Annotated in this window: 15 protein-coding genes; 9 read left to right on the top strand and 6 right to left on the bottom strand. The window is 51.8% G+C overall.

Annotated features, from left to right (window positions below; genetic code table 11):
• Nucleotides 1-69: 69 nt before the first annotated feature.
• Nucleotides 70-1,428: an MFS transporter gene (locus tag H5P27_RS10825; protein ID WP_185660405.1), complete on the top strand. Its 1,359-nt coding sequence runs from the start codon at nt 70-72 to the stop codon at nt 1,426-1,428.
• Here the strand turns inward: H5P27_RS10825 and H5P27_RS10820 are convergent.
• The gene (locus H5P27_RS10820) at nt 1,425-2,840 is read right to left on the bottom strand and encodes a sensor histidine kinase (protein ID WP_185660404.1); all 1,416 of its coding nucleotides are present in this window, start codon (nt 2,838-2,840) and stop codon (nt 1,425-1,427) included. The two genes, H5P27_RS10825 and H5P27_RS10820, sit on opposite strands and share 4 nt — an antisense overlap.
• An 856-nt stretch (nt 2,841-3,696) precedes the next feature.
• Here H5P27_RS10820 and H5P27_RS10815 point away from each other — a divergent pair.
• The 5 genes from H5P27_RS10815 to H5P27_RS10795 all read left to right on the top strand — a co-directional run bounded on the left by H5P27_RS10815 (nt 3,697) and on the right by H5P27_RS10795 (nt 6,600).
• Nucleotides 3,697-4,608, top strand: coding sequence for a hypothetical protein (locus H5P27_RS10815; RefSeq protein WP_185660403.1), 912 nt, complete (start codon nt 3,697-3,699; stop codon nt 4,606-4,608).
• Nucleotides 4,609-4,693: 85 nt separating this feature from the next.
• Complete coding sequence (locus H5P27_RS10810) at nt 4,694-4,996, top strand: hypothetical protein (protein WP_185660402.1); 303 nt, start codon at nt 4,694-4,696, stop codon at nt 4,994-4,996.
• A gap of 137 nt (nt 4,997-5,133) precedes the next feature.
• Nucleotides 5,134-5,577 (top strand): response regulator, encoded by a 444-nt coding sequence (locus tag H5P27_RS10805; RefSeq protein WP_185660401.1) that lies wholly within the window; start codon nt 5,134-5,136, stop codon nt 5,575-5,577.
• A 31-nt stretch (nt 5,578-5,608) separates the two neighbouring features.
• Nucleotides 5,609-5,896 carry a YhbY family RNA-binding protein gene (locus H5P27_RS10800; RefSeq protein WP_185660400.1) on the top strand — a complete coding sequence of 96 codons (288 nt, stop codon included), beginning with the start codon at nt 5,609-5,611 and terminating at the stop codon, nt 5,894-5,896.
• Between the two features lie 68 nt (nt 5,897-5,964).
• Nucleotides 5,965-6,600, top strand: coding sequence for a pyroglutamyl-peptidase I family protein (locus H5P27_RS10795; RefSeq protein ID WP_185660399.1), 636 nt, complete (start codon nt 5,965-5,967; stop codon nt 6,598-6,600).
• A 12-nt stretch (nt 6,601-6,612) separates the two neighbouring features.
• On the opposite strand, the gene H5P27_RS10790 is transcribed toward H5P27_RS10795, so the two are convergent.
• The 4 genes from H5P27_RS10790 to udk are packed head-to-tail and all read right to left on the bottom strand — an operon-like array spanning nt 6,613 to nt 10,896.
• Nucleotides 6,613-8,346: a SpoIIE family protein phosphatase gene (locus H5P27_RS10790; RefSeq protein WP_185660398.1), complete on the bottom strand. Its 1,734-nt coding sequence runs from the start codon at nt 8,344-8,346 to the stop codon at nt 6,613-6,615.
• Nucleotides 8,343-9,524 (bottom strand): hypothetical protein, encoded by a 1,182-nt coding sequence (locus tag H5P27_RS10785; RefSeq protein ID WP_185660397.1) that lies wholly within the window; start codon nt 9,522-9,524, stop codon nt 8,343-8,345. Before H5P27_RS10785 ends, H5P27_RS10790 begins: the two co-directional genes overlap by 4 nt.
• A gap of 18 nt (nt 9,525-9,542) precedes the next feature.
• On the bottom strand, nt 9,543-10,280 hold the full coding sequence (locus H5P27_RS10780; protein WP_185660396.1) for a sugar transferase: 738 nt from the start codon (nt 10,278-10,280) through the stop codon (nt 9,543-9,545).
• On the bottom strand, nt 10,258-10,896 hold the full coding sequence (udk, locus tag H5P27_RS10775) for a uridine kinase (RefSeq protein ID WP_185660395.1): 639 nt from the start codon (nt 10,894-10,896) through the stop codon (nt 10,258-10,260). Before udk ends, H5P27_RS10780 begins: the two co-directional genes overlap by 23 nt.
• A gap of 119 nt (nt 10,897-11,015) precedes the next feature.
• On the opposite strand from udk, the gene H5P27_RS10770 reads away from it, so the two are divergent.
• From H5P27_RS10770 to H5P27_RS10760, 3 genes are all read left to right on the top strand, one after another.
• Nucleotides 11,016-11,330, top strand: coding sequence for an STAS domain-containing protein (locus H5P27_RS10770; RefSeq protein ID WP_185660394.1), 315 nt, complete (start codon nt 11,016-11,018; stop codon nt 11,328-11,330).
• Nucleotides 11,331-11,418: 88 nt separating this feature from the next.
• Nucleotides 11,419-12,783 (top strand): MATE family efflux transporter, encoded by a 1,365-nt coding sequence (locus tag H5P27_RS10765; RefSeq protein WP_185660393.1) that lies wholly within the window; start codon nt 11,419-11,421, stop codon nt 12,781-12,783.
• A 215-nt stretch (nt 12,784-12,998) separates the two neighbouring features.
• On the top strand, nt 12,999-16,442 hold the full coding sequence (locus tag H5P27_RS10760; protein WP_185660392.1) for an ATP-binding protein: 3,444 nt from the start codon (nt 12,999-13,001) through the stop codon (nt 16,440-16,442).
• Here the strand turns inward: H5P27_RS10760 and H5P27_RS20080 are convergent.
• Nucleotides 16,439-17,596 carry a glycosyltransferase gene (locus H5P27_RS20080; RefSeq protein WP_185660391.1) on the bottom strand — a complete coding sequence of 386 codons (1,158 nt, stop codon included), beginning with the start codon at nt 17,594-17,596 and terminating at the stop codon, nt 16,439-16,441. The two genes, H5P27_RS10760 and H5P27_RS20080, sit on opposite strands and share 4 nt — an antisense overlap.
• Between the last annotated feature and the right edge of the window lie 69 nt (nt 17,597-17,665).

The following is a 17,665-nucleotide window of genomic DNA, read 5'->3' as shown; positions in this document are numbered from 1 at the left end:
GGCGAAACGTTTTTTGCCCCTTCCGATATTGAGGGTGGATTTTACCCGGGCAGCCGCTAGAGCGGAGGGGTGAGCATTAGGGAAAAGGCGTTTGGAGCGGAGGTCCCGTTCAAGCCAGCGAGTGGCCGTTTGCACTATGGCTGGATCATCGCGGTAGCCGGCACTATCGGAATGGTGGCCAGTGTGCCCGGGCAGACGATCGGGGTGAACGTCTTCAACGAAAAGTTGATCTTGGCTCTCGGTTTGAGTCGGACGGGAGTCAGCGCCGCCTATTTCGTAGGCACTGCGGCAAGCGGATTGCTGTTGCCCTATGCCGGTCGGCTGTTCGATCGATTTGGGGCGCGTCTGATGATCGTAGGCGCTAGCGTGGCGTTGGCCCTCTCGCTGTGCTACATGAGCTTAGTAGACTTCGCGGCCCGAGGGGTGGGAGACGTTTTGGGTGGTGCGATTCAAGCGTCCTGGGCGTCGATGCTGTGTTTGGTTTTCGGTTTCTTTCTGATCCGTTTCTTTGGGCAGGGATTGGTGATGATGACCTCCCGCAACATGATCGGAAAGTGGTGGGTGGCCCATCGGGGGAAGATTTTCTCGATCGGCGGGATCGCGGTAACGGTTTGCTTCTCTCTTGCTCCGAAGCTCTTCAACGAGTTGATCGAGACCTTTGGCTGGCGAGAGTCGTGGCGGCTAATGGCTTTGGCGATCGCCCCTGGATTTTGCCTTTTAGCTTGGTTGCTCTACCGGGACAATCCTGCCGAATGTGGTTTGACGGTCGATGGAGGGAAGGAGCCAAACCGGAAGCGGGAGGGGGATCCTGAATTCTCAATCGTGCAAGAGTTTACGAGAGGCGAGGCGGTTCGCAGCTTTCCATTCTGGGCCTTCAGTTTAGTTTTTGCCCTGCAATCCTGCTATTTCACCGGCTACGCCTTTCATGTGATCGACGTGGCGAACGATCTTGGGAGAACCGCGGATTCGATGCTGAACCTCTTCGTTCCCATCGCCGCGCTGAATGCTGTGATCAGCGTTTTTGTCGGCTGGATGAGCGATAAGTGGCGTTTGAAGTACCTGCTCGCTTTCATGGCCATGGGCACTGTCATCGCTGGCCTAGGTTTGGCGGCCCTCGATGGAGTGGCTCTCTCAGTGGCCATCGTTTTGGGGTTTGGAATTAGCGGGGGCTGTTTTGGCGCTCTTAGCGGCGTTTTTATGCCGCGCTTTTTTGGGCTCAAGCATCTGGGTGCCATAAGCGGCGTTTTCGCCTCCATCATAGTGATCGGAAGCTCGGTAGGACCCTTGGTCTTCAGTTTGGCGAGATCCTATCTTGGAGGATATTCATTACCCAATTGGGTGGCGGGCTTGGTTGCCCTTGCGCTTATGATCTCGGCTTACTGGGCTGATAATCCCCAGAGAAAACTAGCTCTTAAATTGCGATCCTAAGCTCTCTCGGCTCCGCGGTTGCCTAAGCTGACCGGCAAACGAGCTCGGGCGATGAGTCCGGTCGGATGCGCTGCGGTGATGTCAAGCTGGCCTCCTTTGGTGGAGAGCTGGCTGCGGATGTGGAAGAGGCCGATTTTGTCGAGGGGAGTCGAGACGGATACGATCTTACTTTCGAGCCCGACTCCGTCGTCCTCAACTTGGAGTATCCATTCTCCCTCGTGACGGAACAGGGCGATGATACAACGTTTTGCGCTGGCGTGTCTCACCACGTTGGTAAGCAGTTCGCGCATGATGTCGAAGAGAAGCTCTTTTTCCTGCTCCAGCTCGATAGCCCCGTCGTTTTCGATGCTCAGGGTAATGGAGAGGTCGAAATCACCGTTGCCAGTGATGGCAACCAAGCGCTCGGCAGCTCGAACGAAGCCGTCCTGTTGGACGCTAGGTTCGGCGTAGTCGGAAGCTTGCTGAGAGGAAAAGTCGAAGGGAAACTCACTACTCGATTTTGGCCCGCTCTGGCTCTTGATCGATTTCATGACCCGTTTCAGCGTCTTGTCGCGGTCAATGCTAAGCGAGTCACTCGATTCTTGGCTCGAGCAAGCTTCGATCAATTGATGGTCAAGCTCGGTTGGCATTGACTCCCTTTGCTCGCATCGGGAGATGGCGGGAAAGTCCTGCATTTTGCGGGAAAAGCCGATGAGCTTAGAGTTAGCATCGCTACTCAGGCTACCCCTCAAAGCAATTCGGATAGGCTGACCCTCGGTTTGTACGGTCTCGAAGCTGATGTTCAGATCTGTGCCTTTGGAAATGGCTGAGTTGAAAGCGGATCGAACAGCTTGCTGGTCGCTTGGCGAGGCTAGGTCAAACAAGGTCTCCAGTTCCATTGTTCCGCAACGTTCTGCAAGTCCTAGATGTCGGGCAACGGTCGTGTCGAATTGGAATGACTGTTCGTTGATGTCTACCACCCAAGATCCCAGATCGGAAAAGCGGGCTGCCATATCAAGTTTCCGGTGGAACTCGAGCTCCCGGTCCAGGGCTGTTTTCTTGCCAAGGGCTTGGGCAATGGCGCAACGGACTAGACTTGGGCTCTGGTCGCTGCGCGCGTAGCAATCGAGGAAATTGTCTTCCAGCTCGCTGTTGATTCGTTTGCTCGCGGTGAAGGCGATGATGGGAAGGCCAGGCTCAATTTCCCGTATGCGTGCGTGCTGTTCTGAGATATCTGTCCCATCTGCCAGATGAAAGAACGCTAGATCGAACTTACAGAGTTTGAGCCTTCTGCTGAGGTCCTCCCCCGGCTGACAGCTTTGGGTACGGAATTCCTCAAGAGAAGATTGTTCGAGAAGTCTGACCAGATCGACGTGGTCATTCTCTCGGTCGGAAATTGAAAGTAGGAAGAGTTTTTTGGGGATGGGAGTCACTTGTGCTTTTTATCTCTTCCTATGTTACAAAATGCGGAGCCTTTGTTTTCCCGCTTCCTATCAGAGGATTTGTAGGCTGCTGGGTGTCTTCCGGCTCTCGCGGATTTCGATTGGCCCGCTTTGTTTGGAGTACACGGTGTTTCTGGACAAGACAGCCTCGTCTGGAGTGTTTTCCATCCGTGTTCTCTTTGAACTTAACCCTTGAGGATTCATTCCGTTTTTCAGGACCATAAGTTAAGTGCACGACGGTGCACTTCGTTCTTATTAACATATCCCCATGTTATTAACACAGCTTAGGTCAATAACCTTCTCTGTATTAGCAGAAATTTTATGGTTTTCCCTCTGTTTTGGAAAATATTCCAACTAGCGTCGGGTAAAGCCTCTGAGGCTTGAAAGTGCGATGGTTCGCTAGCGATTGGGATTAGCTTTGATACCTTTCGGTCGCTTTTTTGTGAGCCGTTAGCGTGCCAAATGAAAAAGGGCGCCCGGACTTTCGTCCGAGCGCCTTTTGTAGTTAACCAACCAACTAAGAGTCTAAATTGTGTGTGAGCAGGGGAGGATGAGCGGGCTTTTTAACTTGTGGTTCTTTATTCGGCTCAATGCGTGATATCCCTAATATGAATTTTGCCCCTCGGAGCCAGATTACCAATTTTTGACAGGTTTGAAGGGATTGTTATGTCATCCGATCCTGCACAAATTCGATCCGCTCGTGCTTAGCGGTTGAACTTGATCCAGTTAGGGGAACTTCTTCTGAGTTTCGCGGTAGCTTAATCTTGGAAGCTTCGATGACGCGTTGACATGTTTCAGGCAAAGGAAGTCAATTCGCTCGATCTTTGATGATTTTAGGGAAGTGGAAATGAAGGCGTTCATTAGGTTAACTTTAGGCATCGGCTTGTGTTTAGCACTCCTGTCGGAATCGGAGATTTCGGCTCAGGATGCGACGGAGCTGGACGAGGCTATGAGCGGAGCGGCGGAAGCGGCGCTAGCGAGAGTGGCTCAGGACGCGGAGAAGCGTGGTGTCGATAAACGTAGCCCTGCCTCTACATCTCAGGTTCGCCGGAAAGCGCGAGTCGGGACCTCGGACCCAATTTACCGGCACGGCATCCCCTATTACGACGAGTGGACTATCCGCGCGGGAGCCCTCAAGCTCAGGGTCCCAGCTTATCCCGGCTGGGAAGCTGTCAAAGCTGGAACCGAATTTTACTACTCGCAGGCTTCCAATGGAAAACCAGGTGAGCACTTGGCCCTGCCAATCATGAACAGCGATTTCGTGAGGGGGACCCGTTCCAAGTACGTGAATAATTTTGGACTCGTATGGGTGCCGCAGGAACATGCCTTTACGTCTATGACGCCCGAGAGATTTGCAGTGGTTAAGGACACGCTCAAAAGTCAGTTGGTCGAGGACCGCAAGATGCGGGTCGAGCGTGAGGACTTTTGGGAGTTCGAAGACTATTTGGCGTTCAAGAAGGGTAATGATGAGAGTGTTGAAGAATCCCTGAATGGATACTGGTTTCGGGCCAACGAAGAAGAGGACATTATCACTTATTTTGCCATTTCTGAGTTCGTATTCCAAACGCCGAGAGAAGAGCTCAGACAGCCCATGATCGAGACTATGAGTTACGCTTTGGTACGCGGGAAACTACTGCGTATCGACTTTAAGCGGCTCTTTCTCTCCGACGAAGACGTTAGCCAGTTGCTCAACTTCACGAGGACCTTTATCCAAGACATGAGGGCGGTAAACGGAATTAGCGAACGGAAGATTCGCTAGCGAAGTCACTCGATATCCGAAGGATAGGCGACCTTCGCTATTAAACGTTTGCCAGTACAGAACTGCTTAGCCACGGGTAGCTTCTATGAGCCTGAATCGCTACGAGCAGATGTTGCACGATTACATCGATTCCCTTCCCGAGGAAAAACGGTATTGGACTAGCCGAGTCGTTGAAATTGAGAAAAGCAACACCCGCCGCGAGGCAACCGCTTTGCAGCTGAATTCCGAACTTTGGGACTATTTTGAAGAGAGATCCAGGCATGAGCCGGATTTCTCGCGAGTCGTTGAATCGGGGGGATCGAAGCTTAGCATGCTAAACCTTGCCGAATACTTAATTCGAATTTGGGGAGCTCCTTCGCCGCTACCTAAAACGAAAGACGGGAAATGAGATAGATGCCCTAGTGGATTCGCCCCCTATCCAGAAAAGCGAGATGTTTCCCTCCTACGTTTACGTCGAAACTTCTCGAGAATTGAGGGAGAAAGTGTTGCGAAAATCCACTAAGCAGCGGAGGTTGATCGCACAAAATGGATGAGCAGCGGTTCAGTTTAGAAAGCGATTCAAAAGTGGATGCAGGGAAGAAGCCTGTTCGACTCCTCGTCGTAGACGACAATCCGAACAATTTGCTAATCACGTCCAAGTTGTCCCAGTACCTTGGATACGATGCGGAAACGACCAACAACGGGGTAGATGCTTTGTCTTTGCTAAAGGACAAGCCTTTCGACATCGTTTTGATGGATGTGAGAATGGCGCCCATGAATGGTATCGAGGCTGCCCAGAAGATCAGATCTGGTGAAGCGGGAGACCACAATGCGAAGGCGTACATAATCGCCGTTACGGCCCACGCTTTGCAGGGAGATAAGGAGAAGTGCCTTTCTTCTGGTATGGATGACTATCTCTCCAAACCACTGACCCTCGATCGTTTGCAGGATAGTCTGAACCGTGCCCGTTCCCGACTATCTCTCGATTGACAAATAGGTTTCGCCCTCGCAAGAGAGCTGAATGAATTTGCTTAGCAGCAAGGAAAAATCGGAACTAAGGGGATACGCCCAAAGGCTCAAACCAGCCCTGCACGTTGGAAAGAAGGGTTTGGCGGATTCGGTTGTCTTGGAGCTCAAGAAAGCCTTCGAAAAAGAAGAACTCATCAAAATCGCGTTTAAGGCGGATCGTGACGAAATGGACGCCCTCACGGCGGAAGTTGAGAGATTGACCGATAGCCAGTGCGTGGGGGGAGTCGGCAAGAAGCGTAGCTTTTACCGCAAACTCGAAGTCGATTCTGACGAATTTTGAGGGATATTCGATTTGGGAAAATGCCGGTCCGTTTTGACGTTTTATCCTAGTCCTCCATTGTTGATGTCATGAATTTGTTGATCGCCGGAATCGTGAAGGAGGGCAATGCGGAGTCGAAAGATACTGTTGCGTCTGCCCTGCAGCTATTCGCAGAATTGGAATTAACAGGAAACCGAGTCGAGACGGTTGAGTTGCCTGAGAGCTGGGACGGATGTTTTGCCCCACTCGAGCAGAGATTAGCGAAGCAATGGGACGCTGTTGTCTGTTTGGCAGAGAAGGACTGCGATTCTCTGGCGATCGAACGGGTGGCTATCAATGAAGCAGACGTCACGCTCAAGGATAAGCAGGGTAGACGTCCGAGGGGAAAGGAAGTGCTTCCTTCTGGGGCCACCGGCCATTGGACTTCTCTACCGTACCGAGAGCTCGCTATCAAATTTTCTGACGCGAAGCTCCCAGCCATGGCTTCCCACAGCGCCGGTACTGGTTTGGCTAACTACGTTTTTTATTGCTTGATGGATCGCCTGGAGAGGGAAAAACGGCGTATTCCTGCTGGCTTAATCCAGTTGCCTAGCGGGCACGCGAATTTTGACAAAGAGAAAGGCGAAGCGTTTCTATCTGTACTGCTCCAAACTTTGGATACTACCAAAATTCGAGAGGACAGTCTTATGATCGATATGAGCCGAATGCGATCGGAAGTTCGCTAGATTTCGCGCGTTCTATAAAATTTGGAGAGCCATCATTGTCTGGTCGTCCGTGGCGGAACGTCCTTGGGCAAATCTTTTAACGAGATCGAAAGCCTTTTGGGGGACGTGATCAATCCCCTCATCCCATATTTCAGGAATTGAGGCTACCAAGCTATCCAAGCCTAGCATATCTCCTTGCGGATTTTCCGCTTCATAGAAACCGTCCGTCAAAAACATGACGCGAGACGTATCCGAAAGTTGGATGAGATTTTCTTCATACATGTCGCCCGCGTCTATACCAAGTGGCATCCCTTCCGCCTCTAGAAGTTGAGTCTCGTTGCTATTGGTATCTAAGAGAATGGCAGGGCAATGACCTGCGCTCGCCAGTTTCAGTACCTTTTTTTCATACGACAAGAAAGCCGCTTGAGCGGTAATAAACATGTTCAGATGACCAAGCTCTTCGCAAAATTGCTTGTTGATTTTGGTTAGAAGCCAACCTGGCGTCTCCGCGAGATTCAGGCGTGAACGAATCGCGGTACGGAAAATAGTTGCGAGTAACGCGGCGGGTACGCCTTTGCCCATTACGTCGCCGATGACGATGAACAAACCCACGTCACGAATTTCGATGGCGTCTATGTAATCGCCGCCTACGGCCATCGCAGCCACGCATTTGCCCGTGGATTTGCAGTATTGGTTGCTGGGGAAAGAGGAGGGTAGAAGGGAGCGTTGGATTTCGGATGCGACTTCCAATTGGGTTTGAGAACGTTCCTGTTCTTCGAGCTGCCTAAATGTTTTTGAGCTCGTGTAGGCGAGCCCGAGGAATTGGCCAAGCGCTCGAGCCAAAGGGAGTGCGGTCTCGAAAAGATCTGTTTTACTCGATTCTGGGGCGTGTAGAGCAATGGTGCCGAGACAATCCCTTTGGTAGATAATTGGTAAAGCGACCGCGCATCCGGATTTTTCGTACATGGGATCCGTAGGATCGAGGTGGTCGCAGTTATCAACTAGTAATTCACGTTCGGAGGCAATGACCGTCATGCAAGCACAGGCCTGCTCCTTGTTGATCAGGGCTTCTCTGATCTCTAGACCGTCACCGCCATCATGATACGCGTTCTCTAGGTTACCGTCGGGCATGAGAGTCCAGACGTTAGCTTGGTTGATGTTTACGAGACCCCGTAGTCTGGAGACGCTCTTTTCGATGAAAGTTTCGATAGCGGGACAGACTGCCAGATCATTCGCCAGGCCGGCCACGATGTCCCTCTCTGCATAAGCTAGATTGAGATCATGCGTCAGGCTTTGAAGCATGGTGTACATTTCCTCGGTTTTCACGAGAATGTCCGAGGAAGGGTGGGTCGCGAAAACGAGAGTCGCTTTTTGTCCGTATTTGGTTTCCTCGGTCTTAAAGGATTCAGCGATCGACTGGATAATAAAGTAGCCTCTGCCGGATTCGGCTGTCAGGTCCTCTGGCAGATCCGCTTGCCCCTGATGCACGAAGTAAGGGCCGGGATCCTCGACTTCCACTATTAGTTGTTCATCTGCCCAGGTCCATTTCGCTTTGACAGAGAGAGAAGCGTCCTCTTGGCAACCGTGTTCAACGGCGTTGTTCAGGCTTTCGCAAAAGGCCAAATCAATTTGTGGCCACAGCGTTTCGTCCATGCAATGGCGTTGGCAAAAAGCCTTCAACAAGGCGGATACCTCCGCCACGTTTTCCAGCTTTGCGGGAAATGTACAGCTCCCGGTTTCTTGATAGGCTATATCGCCGAGACTCATCTGATCGGTTTAAATGCGAGCCTCAGAAGGCTTGAACGTACGAGTTTGCTTATGCTTTTGTCATCGCAAAGAGCCTGGTAGGAAGCATGTATCCACTCTGTGGGGTCGAGGGGGCTGTGGCAGTCGTGCATATCCGAAAGCGCTATGACTCCAGGAGGAACCGTGGCCAATCGTCTCGCTACATCCGAATCTGCCGTTTCGGAGGACCAGTCGAGTGAACGTGGAAGGATGCCAACTAGACGCATGCGGCCGATCACAACTTGCTTAAGCCAATGCCAGCGACGGACGATAAGTCGCCCTCGGTTGCCCGTTTTTAAACGCATCGCGCCTCCGCGCCCATCGTGGGCTTCCAGTTCACTCCAGTCTACTCGCGACAATGCTGCCATCGGAGTGACGAGACAGAATAAGAACAAGGCTACGATTCTTTCTAAGAATCCGGGACTAGTAAGCTGCTCGCTGATGTCGGACAAAATGAACGAATCCGTTATCGCTACTCGACATCCGCGTTTGGCGTCGAGCAGTAAACCGCCATCCACGGTTACATTGTTTAGCGAGGTATTGCTGCCAACCATTGTTCCGGGCAGGACGATGGAATGTTGCACCGAGGCGTTCTCGTCGATGATCGCATTTTGGCCGATGCAGGCGTACGGACCTACTTGGGCTTCCGATCCGATCTTGCATTTCCCTTGTATCCAAAAGGGGGGTACTAGTTTGGCTTTCGGGTGAATGCTAACGTGAGGACCGATCCATCCACCCGAGCTGTGCTTGACCTCGATTTTCAGTGAATGGTCATCTAAATCATCAAGCCATTTATTGTTCAGGCGGAGCCACTGTTGTATCAGTCCGGCTTCTCCTTCGATCGGCTTAGGAAGCTTGTTGGCATTGGGAAGACCGACTACTGGGATGGCTTCAAATGGAGCATCTTCGTCGTTTCTGATGGGTACGACGGATACGGGGCGTGACCAGAAAGCCCCGTCTTGCAAGTAATCTCGTATTTCGTTGGGTCGATCCGCAGTGTAGATTGTTATCTGATCGATCTCTTCGCTTACGGCTTGGTCGAGCCAGTAGGAGATGAGGGGCTGATTTCCAATTGGCCAAAGGGCAAATGGACGGTCTGATTGCCAAAGGGTGTCGTATTCGCTCCAGTCAGGTAGCAGCAGTTGCCAGGTTCTCTTCATGGTGTGGGGGAGGAAGGATTAATAGGCTCCTTTGCCGAGCAATACGGCAGGGACTGTTTTGAATAGGAGTTTTATATCGAGCCAAACGCTCTCGGAGCGGATGTACTCCACGTCCAATCTAACTTGACCGGCAAAATCGATGTCTGCTCGTCCAGCCACTTGCCAGAAGCAGGTAAGGCCTGGTTTTGCCAGGAGTCGCGCTCGATCTTCGACAGTGTACATGACCACCTCGCGGGGGACGCAAGGTCTGGGGCCGACGATCGACATGTCGCCTCGAAAGACATTCCAAAACTGGGGAAGCTCGTCTACGGAGTATTTACGGATAAAGCGGCCGATCCGGGTGATCCGCGGGTCGTGCTTCATCTTGAATGTCACTGTGTCGCTTCCGTGTTCGTTTTGGGCCAGCAGCTGGTCCTTTATTTGGTCAGCGTTGATGACCATGGAGCGAAACTTCCACATGTAGAATCGGCTTCCTCGGTAGCCGACTCTCTCTTGTTTGAAAAAGATAGGTCCGCGGTCCTCTAGTTTTATCAGTAGGGCGGTTGCCGCATAGACCGGGGACAAGGCAAGCAGGGCGCAGGCGGAAATGATGACGTCGATCACTCGCTTGAGTCCAAGTGAAAGAGCGAGGACGCTTGCCCAAAGAGCTCGTTTGAACTTTACGCGGAATTTGAGCCTGGCTTTGCCCAAGGGGGTGCCGGCTTTTGACCAGTATTTGACGATATCCTCGTCTTCAAGATGTGGATTTGGCTGCATTTCTGGTTATTCGATTTTGTAAATCGGCCAGAAATGCGGGGACAAAAGAGCTATCTTGCAAAGAGTCCCATATAAGAGAGGCTTTTTGAGCTTGGGGGCGTACGTATTTTGTAAATCCGGGGTATTGAATTCGCTCCCAGAAGTCTAGAACCGTATCGAGATCGTAGCCCCTCTCGGACAAATCTCGACGGATCCGACGTAGCAAGCGCATATCGCAAGGGGTTTCGACAAATACGCTGAGATCGAGGCGTTGGGCAAGAGTCGGCTGGTGCAAGATGAACAACCCCTCCACCACGATGAGAGGTCTGGGCTCTATACTCAGTGTATCCTTTTTTCGCGAGAAACGGGAGAAGTCATACTGTGGAGCTTTGACTCCTTTCCCTTCCAGAAGCTCGATCAAATGGTTTTCCAGCAAATCCAGCTCTAGGGCGTCTGGTGTATCGAAATCGGAGCGAGCGGCGATTTCGACGGGCAGGTGGCTGAGGTCCCGGTAGTACCAATCTTGCTCCAGCAGGGTTGCTTTTTCCGGTCCGAAGGACTCAAGAACGTGCTGGGCAAGCCAGGTTTTGCCCGACCCGCTACCGCCTATAATGCCGAGGAGAATTGGTTTTTGCATGAATCTGGGAGAGTTTTTAGGAAATGGGGTCGCTGGCTCAAGAGCTGAACGAGAACGTCGTAATAAAGGGACGGGTTATCCCGACCCGATGCCAACTCAAATCAATTTATTCAGGCCAAATGAGCATAGTAATCGAAGGACAGACTGTCGAAGGAACGCTGAGCGCAGAAGTAGGCGTAGCGCGTCTCGACGCCGCTTCATCTCGTGATTTCAAAAAGGAAATGGAGTCCCTCTGGGGTGACAACGTCACGGCAGTGGAATTGGACTTCTCCAAGGTTGATTTCATCGATAGCTCTGGAGTCGGAGCTTTGCTGGGCGTCTACAAAAGACTACCGCAGGGGACAGGAAGCGTGAAACTCACCAAAGTGAAAGCGCCTGTTCAGTCTGTAATCGAACTGCTGCGCCTTCACCGCATTTTCGAAATCGCCAGCTAGGCGAGTCAGCCTTTCTGCATTCCTAACCGGTTCCGGCTTATTTAGAATTGCCGGTCCGATGTTGGGTGATTAGCCCCTTCGCCTTCTAATGAGGGATACGAGGGAGGACATAAGCTGGCAATCGGAGCTAAAAGGTACTTTGTGGCTCGCTGGACCGATCGTGCTCGGAAACCTCGGGCAAATTCTGATCGGAGTCGTGGATACGCTCATGATTGGCCGGATCGGAGTAGTCCCTCTCGGCGCGGCGGCATTCGTCAACAATGTCTTTGTCGTTCCCCTCGTAACTTTGATGGGCATCTTGGCGGCCGTAACGGTCTTGGTGTCTCAGTCAAACGGGGCTGATGATTCGCGAGCGGTAGGTCGGCACATACGGCATGGCCTGGCTATGACGCTAGGGCTGTCCTTGGGTGCCTGCTTACTCATGGCCGTGAATTTTCGGTTCCTGGGCTTCTATGGGCAGTCAGAGGACGTGGTGCTGGCTTCGAAGACCTATTACTGGTTAATGTGCCTATCGCTCATTCCTGCACTTGTTTATCATTTCCTGAAAAGCGTCTGGGAGGGAGTGGGTTGTTCTCAGCCTCCAATGTTGATTTTAATGGGAGGTATTGGGCTCAACGTTTTGCTCAATTGGATCCTTATTTTTGGGAAGTTTGGATTTCCGTCATGGGGATTGGAAGGAGCAGGAGCGGCTACCTTGATTTCAAGATTGGTAGTGATGGGGGTTATGTTGGCTGTCACTTTACGCTCCAAGCGTTTCCACGCTCTCCTACCTCGACGTTGGTGGAGTGGCTTCGAGAAGAGTTCTTTTGTTCGATTGCTAAGGCTCGGTCTCCCTATGGGAGCTCAACATTTGTTTGAAGTCGGGGCTTTCGCGGGGGCTGGAATCATGGTGGGCTGGATCAGCAAAGAGGCCTTGGCGGCCCACCAGATCGCGATGTCCTGCGCGGCCATGGCATTTATGGTTCCTTTAGGTATTTCCATCGCTTGCGGTATTCGGGTAGGCGAGGCCTTTGGAGGAATGAGTCTATCGAGAATCAAGAGAATCTATCTTTCCACTCTTGGGTTCACCTTTTTGCAGACGACGGCCTCCGCCGTGTTCTTTCTTCTCGGAGGCAGTTGGCTGGCCGGACTCTTTGTGCACAACGATCTGGTGGTTAGTCTCGCATCGTCGATTTTTGTAGTGGTGGGGCTATTTCAGATCTTTGACGGAGCTCAGGTAGTCTGCATGGGGGCGCTTAGGGGCATGTCGGATGTTAATATCCCCATGGTCATTACCTTCCTGACGTATTGGGTTTTGGCCCTCCCGGCGGGCTATTCATTCGCTTTTGTTTTTGGCCTAGGATCGGTAGGGGTTTGGGTGGGTTTGGCCTGTGGATTATTTGTGGCCGCGGCGGCCCTTTTTGTGCGTTTGCACCGTCGCTCGCGTTTGGGTTCTCAGACTCCTGCTGCATAGGTAGAGTTACTATTTTCGATAGAGTCGGAAGGATTTGCGCCTGAGGGTAAAGTCCCGTGTAAAAACGCCGATTGAGAGAGGCCTAAGCTACGATCCTCAGATTATCATGCCACCCGCACCTCTCAGTTTTTGTCCAGCAAGCAGCCATGTGTTTTGGCTAAGTTGCACGTTGTCAGGGATCTAGCCGTTTTATTGATGCTACCCAATCCCACTCCATGAAATCCACTTTCACTTTTGAAGACGTCTTCTTCAAATCCCCAAAGCCGCAGATGCTGGTTTCGGGGGTTAAGGTGCTGTCTGCGAACATGGCTGCAAGGCGTCTGCTTGGAGGGGCGAGCGAACCTGTGGATCTGGATGGGTCGTTGCTCAATGAGTTTTTTGAAAACTCGATGAAAGGGGCCGAAATCATGGCCGGTTCCGTTTACTTGACGCTACGGCTTTCGGCAGAGGACACACCGATCGGGTGCAACGTAGACATATCGCCAATTGGCGGCACTACGGCATTGTGGAATCTCGAACCTGTTTGGAAGGAGCAGATCGTACAGTCTTGCTCGAACCTTTCTTTAGAGAGAGCTCTCAACGCTACCTCTGACGCCGTCATTTGTGTCAGCAGTACAGGCGAAGCTACCAACTCGGGAGAATTTTTGGTCACTTTTGCCAATCGTCAGGCGGAGAGTTATCTGAACTGCGGTACGCAAGAAGCTCGGGGAAACGAGCTTCAGAGTGTGTTTACTTATTTCGAGGAGCTAGATTTGGAGTCTCATTTCGAATCCGTTTCGAATGGCGGCCTTTTAGCCTCCCAAAAATCCATCCGGCTCGCTGACGGCAAGCGGCTTGAACTATCGGTATCGATCTATCTCTCGCACGATGGAGATTACGTGCTATGCTTGAAGGATGTGACGGAGGCGATACGGGCTCAGTACAAACTCGAAAAGAGTGCCAATGAGTTAGATCGTCTTTCCGCTCAGGTTCCCGGAGTGTACTTTCATCTTGTCATGGACGAAGGTGGAGAACCTCGCTTCCCGTTCATAAGTGAAAAGGTGGAGGCTCTATTTGGGGTCCCAGCTGCGGAGGTAATGGCCGATGCTTCAAGGGCGATAGGCGTTGTCTGTATCGAAGATATGGATAAACTATATGAGTCGCTAGCCGTCTCGAGCAAAAACCTTACACCTCTCTATCAGGAATACAGAATCAACACTCCAAGCGGCGTCACCAAATGGATTGCCATCAAAGCTATCCCTGAGAGAAAGGCTGGAGTCGGAGTAGTTTGGTATGGGATTTTTGAGGACATCAATTCCCGCAAAGAATCCGAAGAGCGGCTGAGAATGGTCTCTGCAGCGGTAGAAGCATCTAGTGACTTCGTTTTGATGGTCGATAGAGGGGGACAAGCTCTCTATCAAAATAATTCGTTTACGAATATTGTAGGGTACAAATCTATACAAATTCTCAACAAAAAGGGTGGAGTTGAAGCTCTTTTTGGAGATCACCACGTATACGAGAAGATACTCCAAGAGACTCTCGAGTATGGTCATTGGCAAGGTGACGTGAAAGTGATGACCGATGCGGGCCGACATCTGGACATCTATTTCCGATCGGTATCGGTGAACGATGAAAAAGGTCGAGTTACGGCCTTGGTTGTGACTGGTACAGACGTTACGCACAATAAGCGGCGGCAGAACCTCTTGAAGCGGTACAACTCCGTTCTTAAGGCGCAAAGTGAAGCGGCTACAGACGGTATACTCGTTGTTAACGAACGTGGAATTGTATCCAATTTTAATAGACGATTTTGTAAGATTTGGGGCTTGTCCACGAACCTCATGGATGTCGGGCGTCCGGAAAAGATCTGGAGTGTAGCTTCCAAACAAGTCGCCGATTCCGACGCCTACTACACTAGGGCGATGATGATTTCGAAAGACGAGACGGAGACTTACAAGGACGTCTTGGAGCTGTTGGATGGTCGAACATTCGAACGTACCTCGATTCCAATTTCTTCGCCTCTAGGCGAGTCTTATGGGCGAGTTTGGTTCTTCCATGAGGTGACCGAGCAGAAGCGTTCGGAAGAACGACTTCGCGCGACGATGCGTGAGGCCGAAGAGGCGAATCGTGCCAAGAGCTATTTCTTGGCGAATATGTCTCACGAAATTCGTACTCCGATGAATGGGATCATAGGCATGACTGGGTTACTCGCGGAGACGAATCTAGAGAGCGAACAGCATGACTATGTGGATACGATTCGCGCCAGTAGTGAAGCCCTGCTCATTGTAATCAACGATATCCTAGACTTTTCGAAAATCGAATCGGGTAAGCTCGAAATCGAGAATATAATGTTCGATCTTCGCGATTGTGTGGAGGAAGCGATCGATACCTTAGCCATACAGGCGTCTGAGAAGGGATTGGACATTTCTTATATCCTCGATGAGGGAATCCCAGGTTCACTTCTGGGCGACCCAACTCGATTGCGGCAGATCATAGTCAATTTGTTGGGCAATGCGGTCAAATTCACTGCCAAGGGCGGCATCGTTGTTCGAGTCGATCCTTTCCACATCAAGGATGATGATGTGATCCTTCACTTCAAGGTGACTGATACGGGCATTGGGATTCCAAGCGATCGACTAGACCGACTATTTGGCTCTTTCAGCCAAGTCGATGCATCGACCACGCGCAAATACGGTGGAACCGGCTTAGGCTTGGCTATTAGTAAGAACTTGGCGGAGCTGATGGGTGGTTCCATGTGGGTGGAAAGCGACGATGGAGAAGGGTCAACCTTCCACTTCACGGTCTCTTTCAACAAGGCTGCTGTCAGTTTCGACATGCCGCATATGGTCGCTCATGATACCCTGTCCGGGCGGAAAGCTATTGTCATCGACCAACACGACTTCAGTTGCGAGGCCCTCGTTAACCAGCTCCAGTTTTTCAATGTGGAAGCCGCCTTTTGCCATTCGCTCGAGACATTCGAGGAGAAAGCGAAAGACTTAACGGATGTTAACTTTGTATTCGTAGATTCAGGACTTGTCGGATTCGGTATCGAGGAATTCAGGTCCAAGGTGCATTCCGTACTCAATAATGACTCTGTAACCGTGGTGGTAACGGGGCGCTTGGGAGGCTTGCAAATCGGAGGTGGCTCGGACTCGAACACGCTGACTCTGCTTAAGCCTTACAAGTTGGAGACGGTTAAGTCCCGTATGCTGGAAGCCAGTGGGCGAGCCGCTCCGCGGGTAAAGCGTGTCTCGTCTGATGGAGCGAAACTGGGTGAGTCGAAGCCTCTGAAGGTCTTGCTCGCGGAGGACAATGCCATCAACCAAAAGGTCGCAAAACGTTTGTTTACGAAGATGGGCTACAGCATTGCCATCGCCCAAAATGGTTTGGAAGCGGTCAATATGATCGGCGAAGAGAAGTACGATCTCGTGTTTATGGATATTCAAATGCCGGAGATGGATGGACTCGAAGCGACTCGCGAAATCATCCAACGTTACGGTGACGACCGTCCGAGAATCATAGCTCTCACGGCGAACGCCATGCGTGAAGACCGAGAAAATTGCTATGGCGCGGGAATGGACGGTTATCTAACCAAGCCCTTCAAGGCAGCGGATTTGAAGGAAACGCTCAGCTCCACTTACGACCGCCTGTACCAGGAGCGGGCAGACGAACTTGTCGACTAGGGGAGGAGAGCCATCTCATTTTCAGCTTTGACCTGAAAGAGTATCGATTCGAAGCGATCGACTATCGGCTGCCAATCGAAAGCCTCCGAGTAGCCCGAAGCAGCTAGCCCGATTTCCCTGCGGAGTTGTGTGTTTGTAGCGAGTTTTAGGCCGTGCTCCACGAAGGATTCATCGTCGTCCAAATCCGCCTTGAAGCCAGTGATTCCCTGTTTGATGTGCTGCCCGGGCGCAGCGTAATCGAAGCCTACCAAAGCGTTTCCGCAAGCCATCGCTTCGGTCGCAACGTTCCCATAAGTTTCGGTTTTGCTGGGATATAGAAAAATGTCGCTCGACGCGTAGAGGCGTGCAAGAGCGGGGCGGTTTTCCAGCGGGATTGCTCCCGGAAAGATGGCGAAAGGGAAATCTCGTTTCAAAGCGCTTTCCATCGGGCCGCCTCCAACAATCACGAACTTCGCGTTGGGGCAGGCATGTAAGATGGCTTTGTAGGATTTGAGGAGTAAGCTGTAGTTTTTCTCCGCGGCCAGACGACTAACATGGATAATGACTGGAGTCTCCGGATCCGCTCCCCAACTACGGCGGAGACCTTGGTCCCTAGCTTGAGGGTTGAACACTTTCAGGTTTACGCCTCTGCCGAAAACGGCGGTGTTTCGGAAGCCCTCGGCTGCCAGTTGATCTGCCAGCTCCTGGGTGGGAGCCATGGTGCTCTCGGTCTGGTTATGTATCCAACGCAAGAAGGCGAGCACTAGGCGCGTAGCGAACTTAGCGTTGTAGTGCTCGCTGTAACTATGGAAGTTGGTATGAAAGGTAGAGGTGCTGGGAATGCCCATCCGTTTGGCAGCTCTAATGGCCGACAGCCCTAAAGGTCCCTCTGTGGCGACATGGACGATGTCGGGCCTGCTTTTTTGCCAGGAGTGGATCAGGCGGTTCCGGGAAGGCAGACCGAATCGCAAGTCGGGGTATCTCGGTATGGGAAGACCGGATACCGTTATGCTATCCGGTTTGGAAGTGGGTTCGCACGTCTCGCTGGTTTGGAGGGGGCGTACGACTTGAACCTGGTGGCCTTTTTCGCGCAGCCCTGCGACCAATTGGCTTAGGGTCATCGCGACCCCATTGATCTCGGGCGGATAGGTTTCGGTTACTAGGGCTAGTTTCACAGTAGGGTCTGACTCAGGTTTGTGATATGTCCGACTGAGCTAGACAACTCCCTAGGCGAAGGAAACCGG

The sequence above is a fragment of the Pelagicoccus albus genome (genome assembly GCF_014230145.1).
Classification (GTDB): domain Bacteria; phylum Verrucomicrobiota; class Verrucomicrobiia; order Opitutales; family Opitutaceae; genus Pelagicoccus; species Pelagicoccus albus.
Note: the sequence above shows the minus strand (reverse complement) of the source record. Positions and strands in the feature narration are given on the sequence as shown.

What these genes read in the sequence shown, in the direction of transcription:
- H5P27_RS10785 (WP_185660397.1), bottom strand. Translation starts at nt 9,524, where the DNA reads ATGAAGAGAACCTGGCAACTGCTGCTACCTGACTGGAGCGAATACGAC.
- H5P27_RS10760 (WP_185660392.1), top strand. Translation starts at nt 12,999, where the DNA reads ATGAAATCCACTTTCACTTTTGAAGACGTCTTCTTCAAATCCCCAAAG.
- H5P27_RS10795 (WP_185660399.1), top strand. Translation starts at nt 5,965, where the DNA reads ATGAATTTGTTGATCGCCGGAATCGTGAAGGAGGGCAATGCGGAGTCG.
- H5P27_RS10815 (WP_185660403.1), top strand. Translation starts at nt 3,697, where the DNA reads ATGAAGGCGTTCATTAGGTTAACTTTAGGCATCGGCTTGTGTTTAGCA.
- H5P27_RS10780 (WP_185660396.1), bottom strand. Translation starts at nt 10,280, where the DNA reads ATGCAGCCAAATCCACATCTTGAAGACGAGGATATCGTCAAATACTGG.
- H5P27_RS10765 (WP_185660393.1), top strand. Translation starts at nt 11,419, where the DNA reads ATGAGGGATACGAGGGAGGACATAAGCTGGCAATCGGAGCTAAAAGGT.
- udk (WP_185660395.1), bottom strand. Translation starts at nt 10,896, where the DNA reads ATGCAAAAACCAATTCTCCTCGGCATTATAGGCGGTAGCGGGTCGGGC.
- H5P27_RS10800 (WP_185660400.1), top strand. Translation starts at nt 5,609, where the DNA reads ATGAATTTGCTTAGCAGCAAGGAAAAATCGGAACTAAGGGGATACGCC.
- H5P27_RS10805 (WP_185660401.1), top strand. Translation starts at nt 5,134, where the DNA reads ATGGATGAGCAGCGGTTCAGTTTAGAAAGCGATTCAAAAGTGGATGCA.
- H5P27_RS10810 (WP_185660402.1), top strand. Translation starts at nt 4,694, where the DNA reads ATGAGCCTGAATCGCTACGAGCAGATGTTGCACGATTACATCGATTCC.
- H5P27_RS10770 (WP_185660394.1), top strand. Translation starts at nt 11,016, where the DNA reads ATGAGCATAGTAATCGAAGGACAGACTGTCGAAGGAACGCTGAGCGCA.
- H5P27_RS10790 (WP_185660398.1), bottom strand. Translation starts at nt 8,346, where the DNA reads ATGAGTCTCGGCGATATAGCCTATCAAGAAACCGGGAGCTGTACATTT.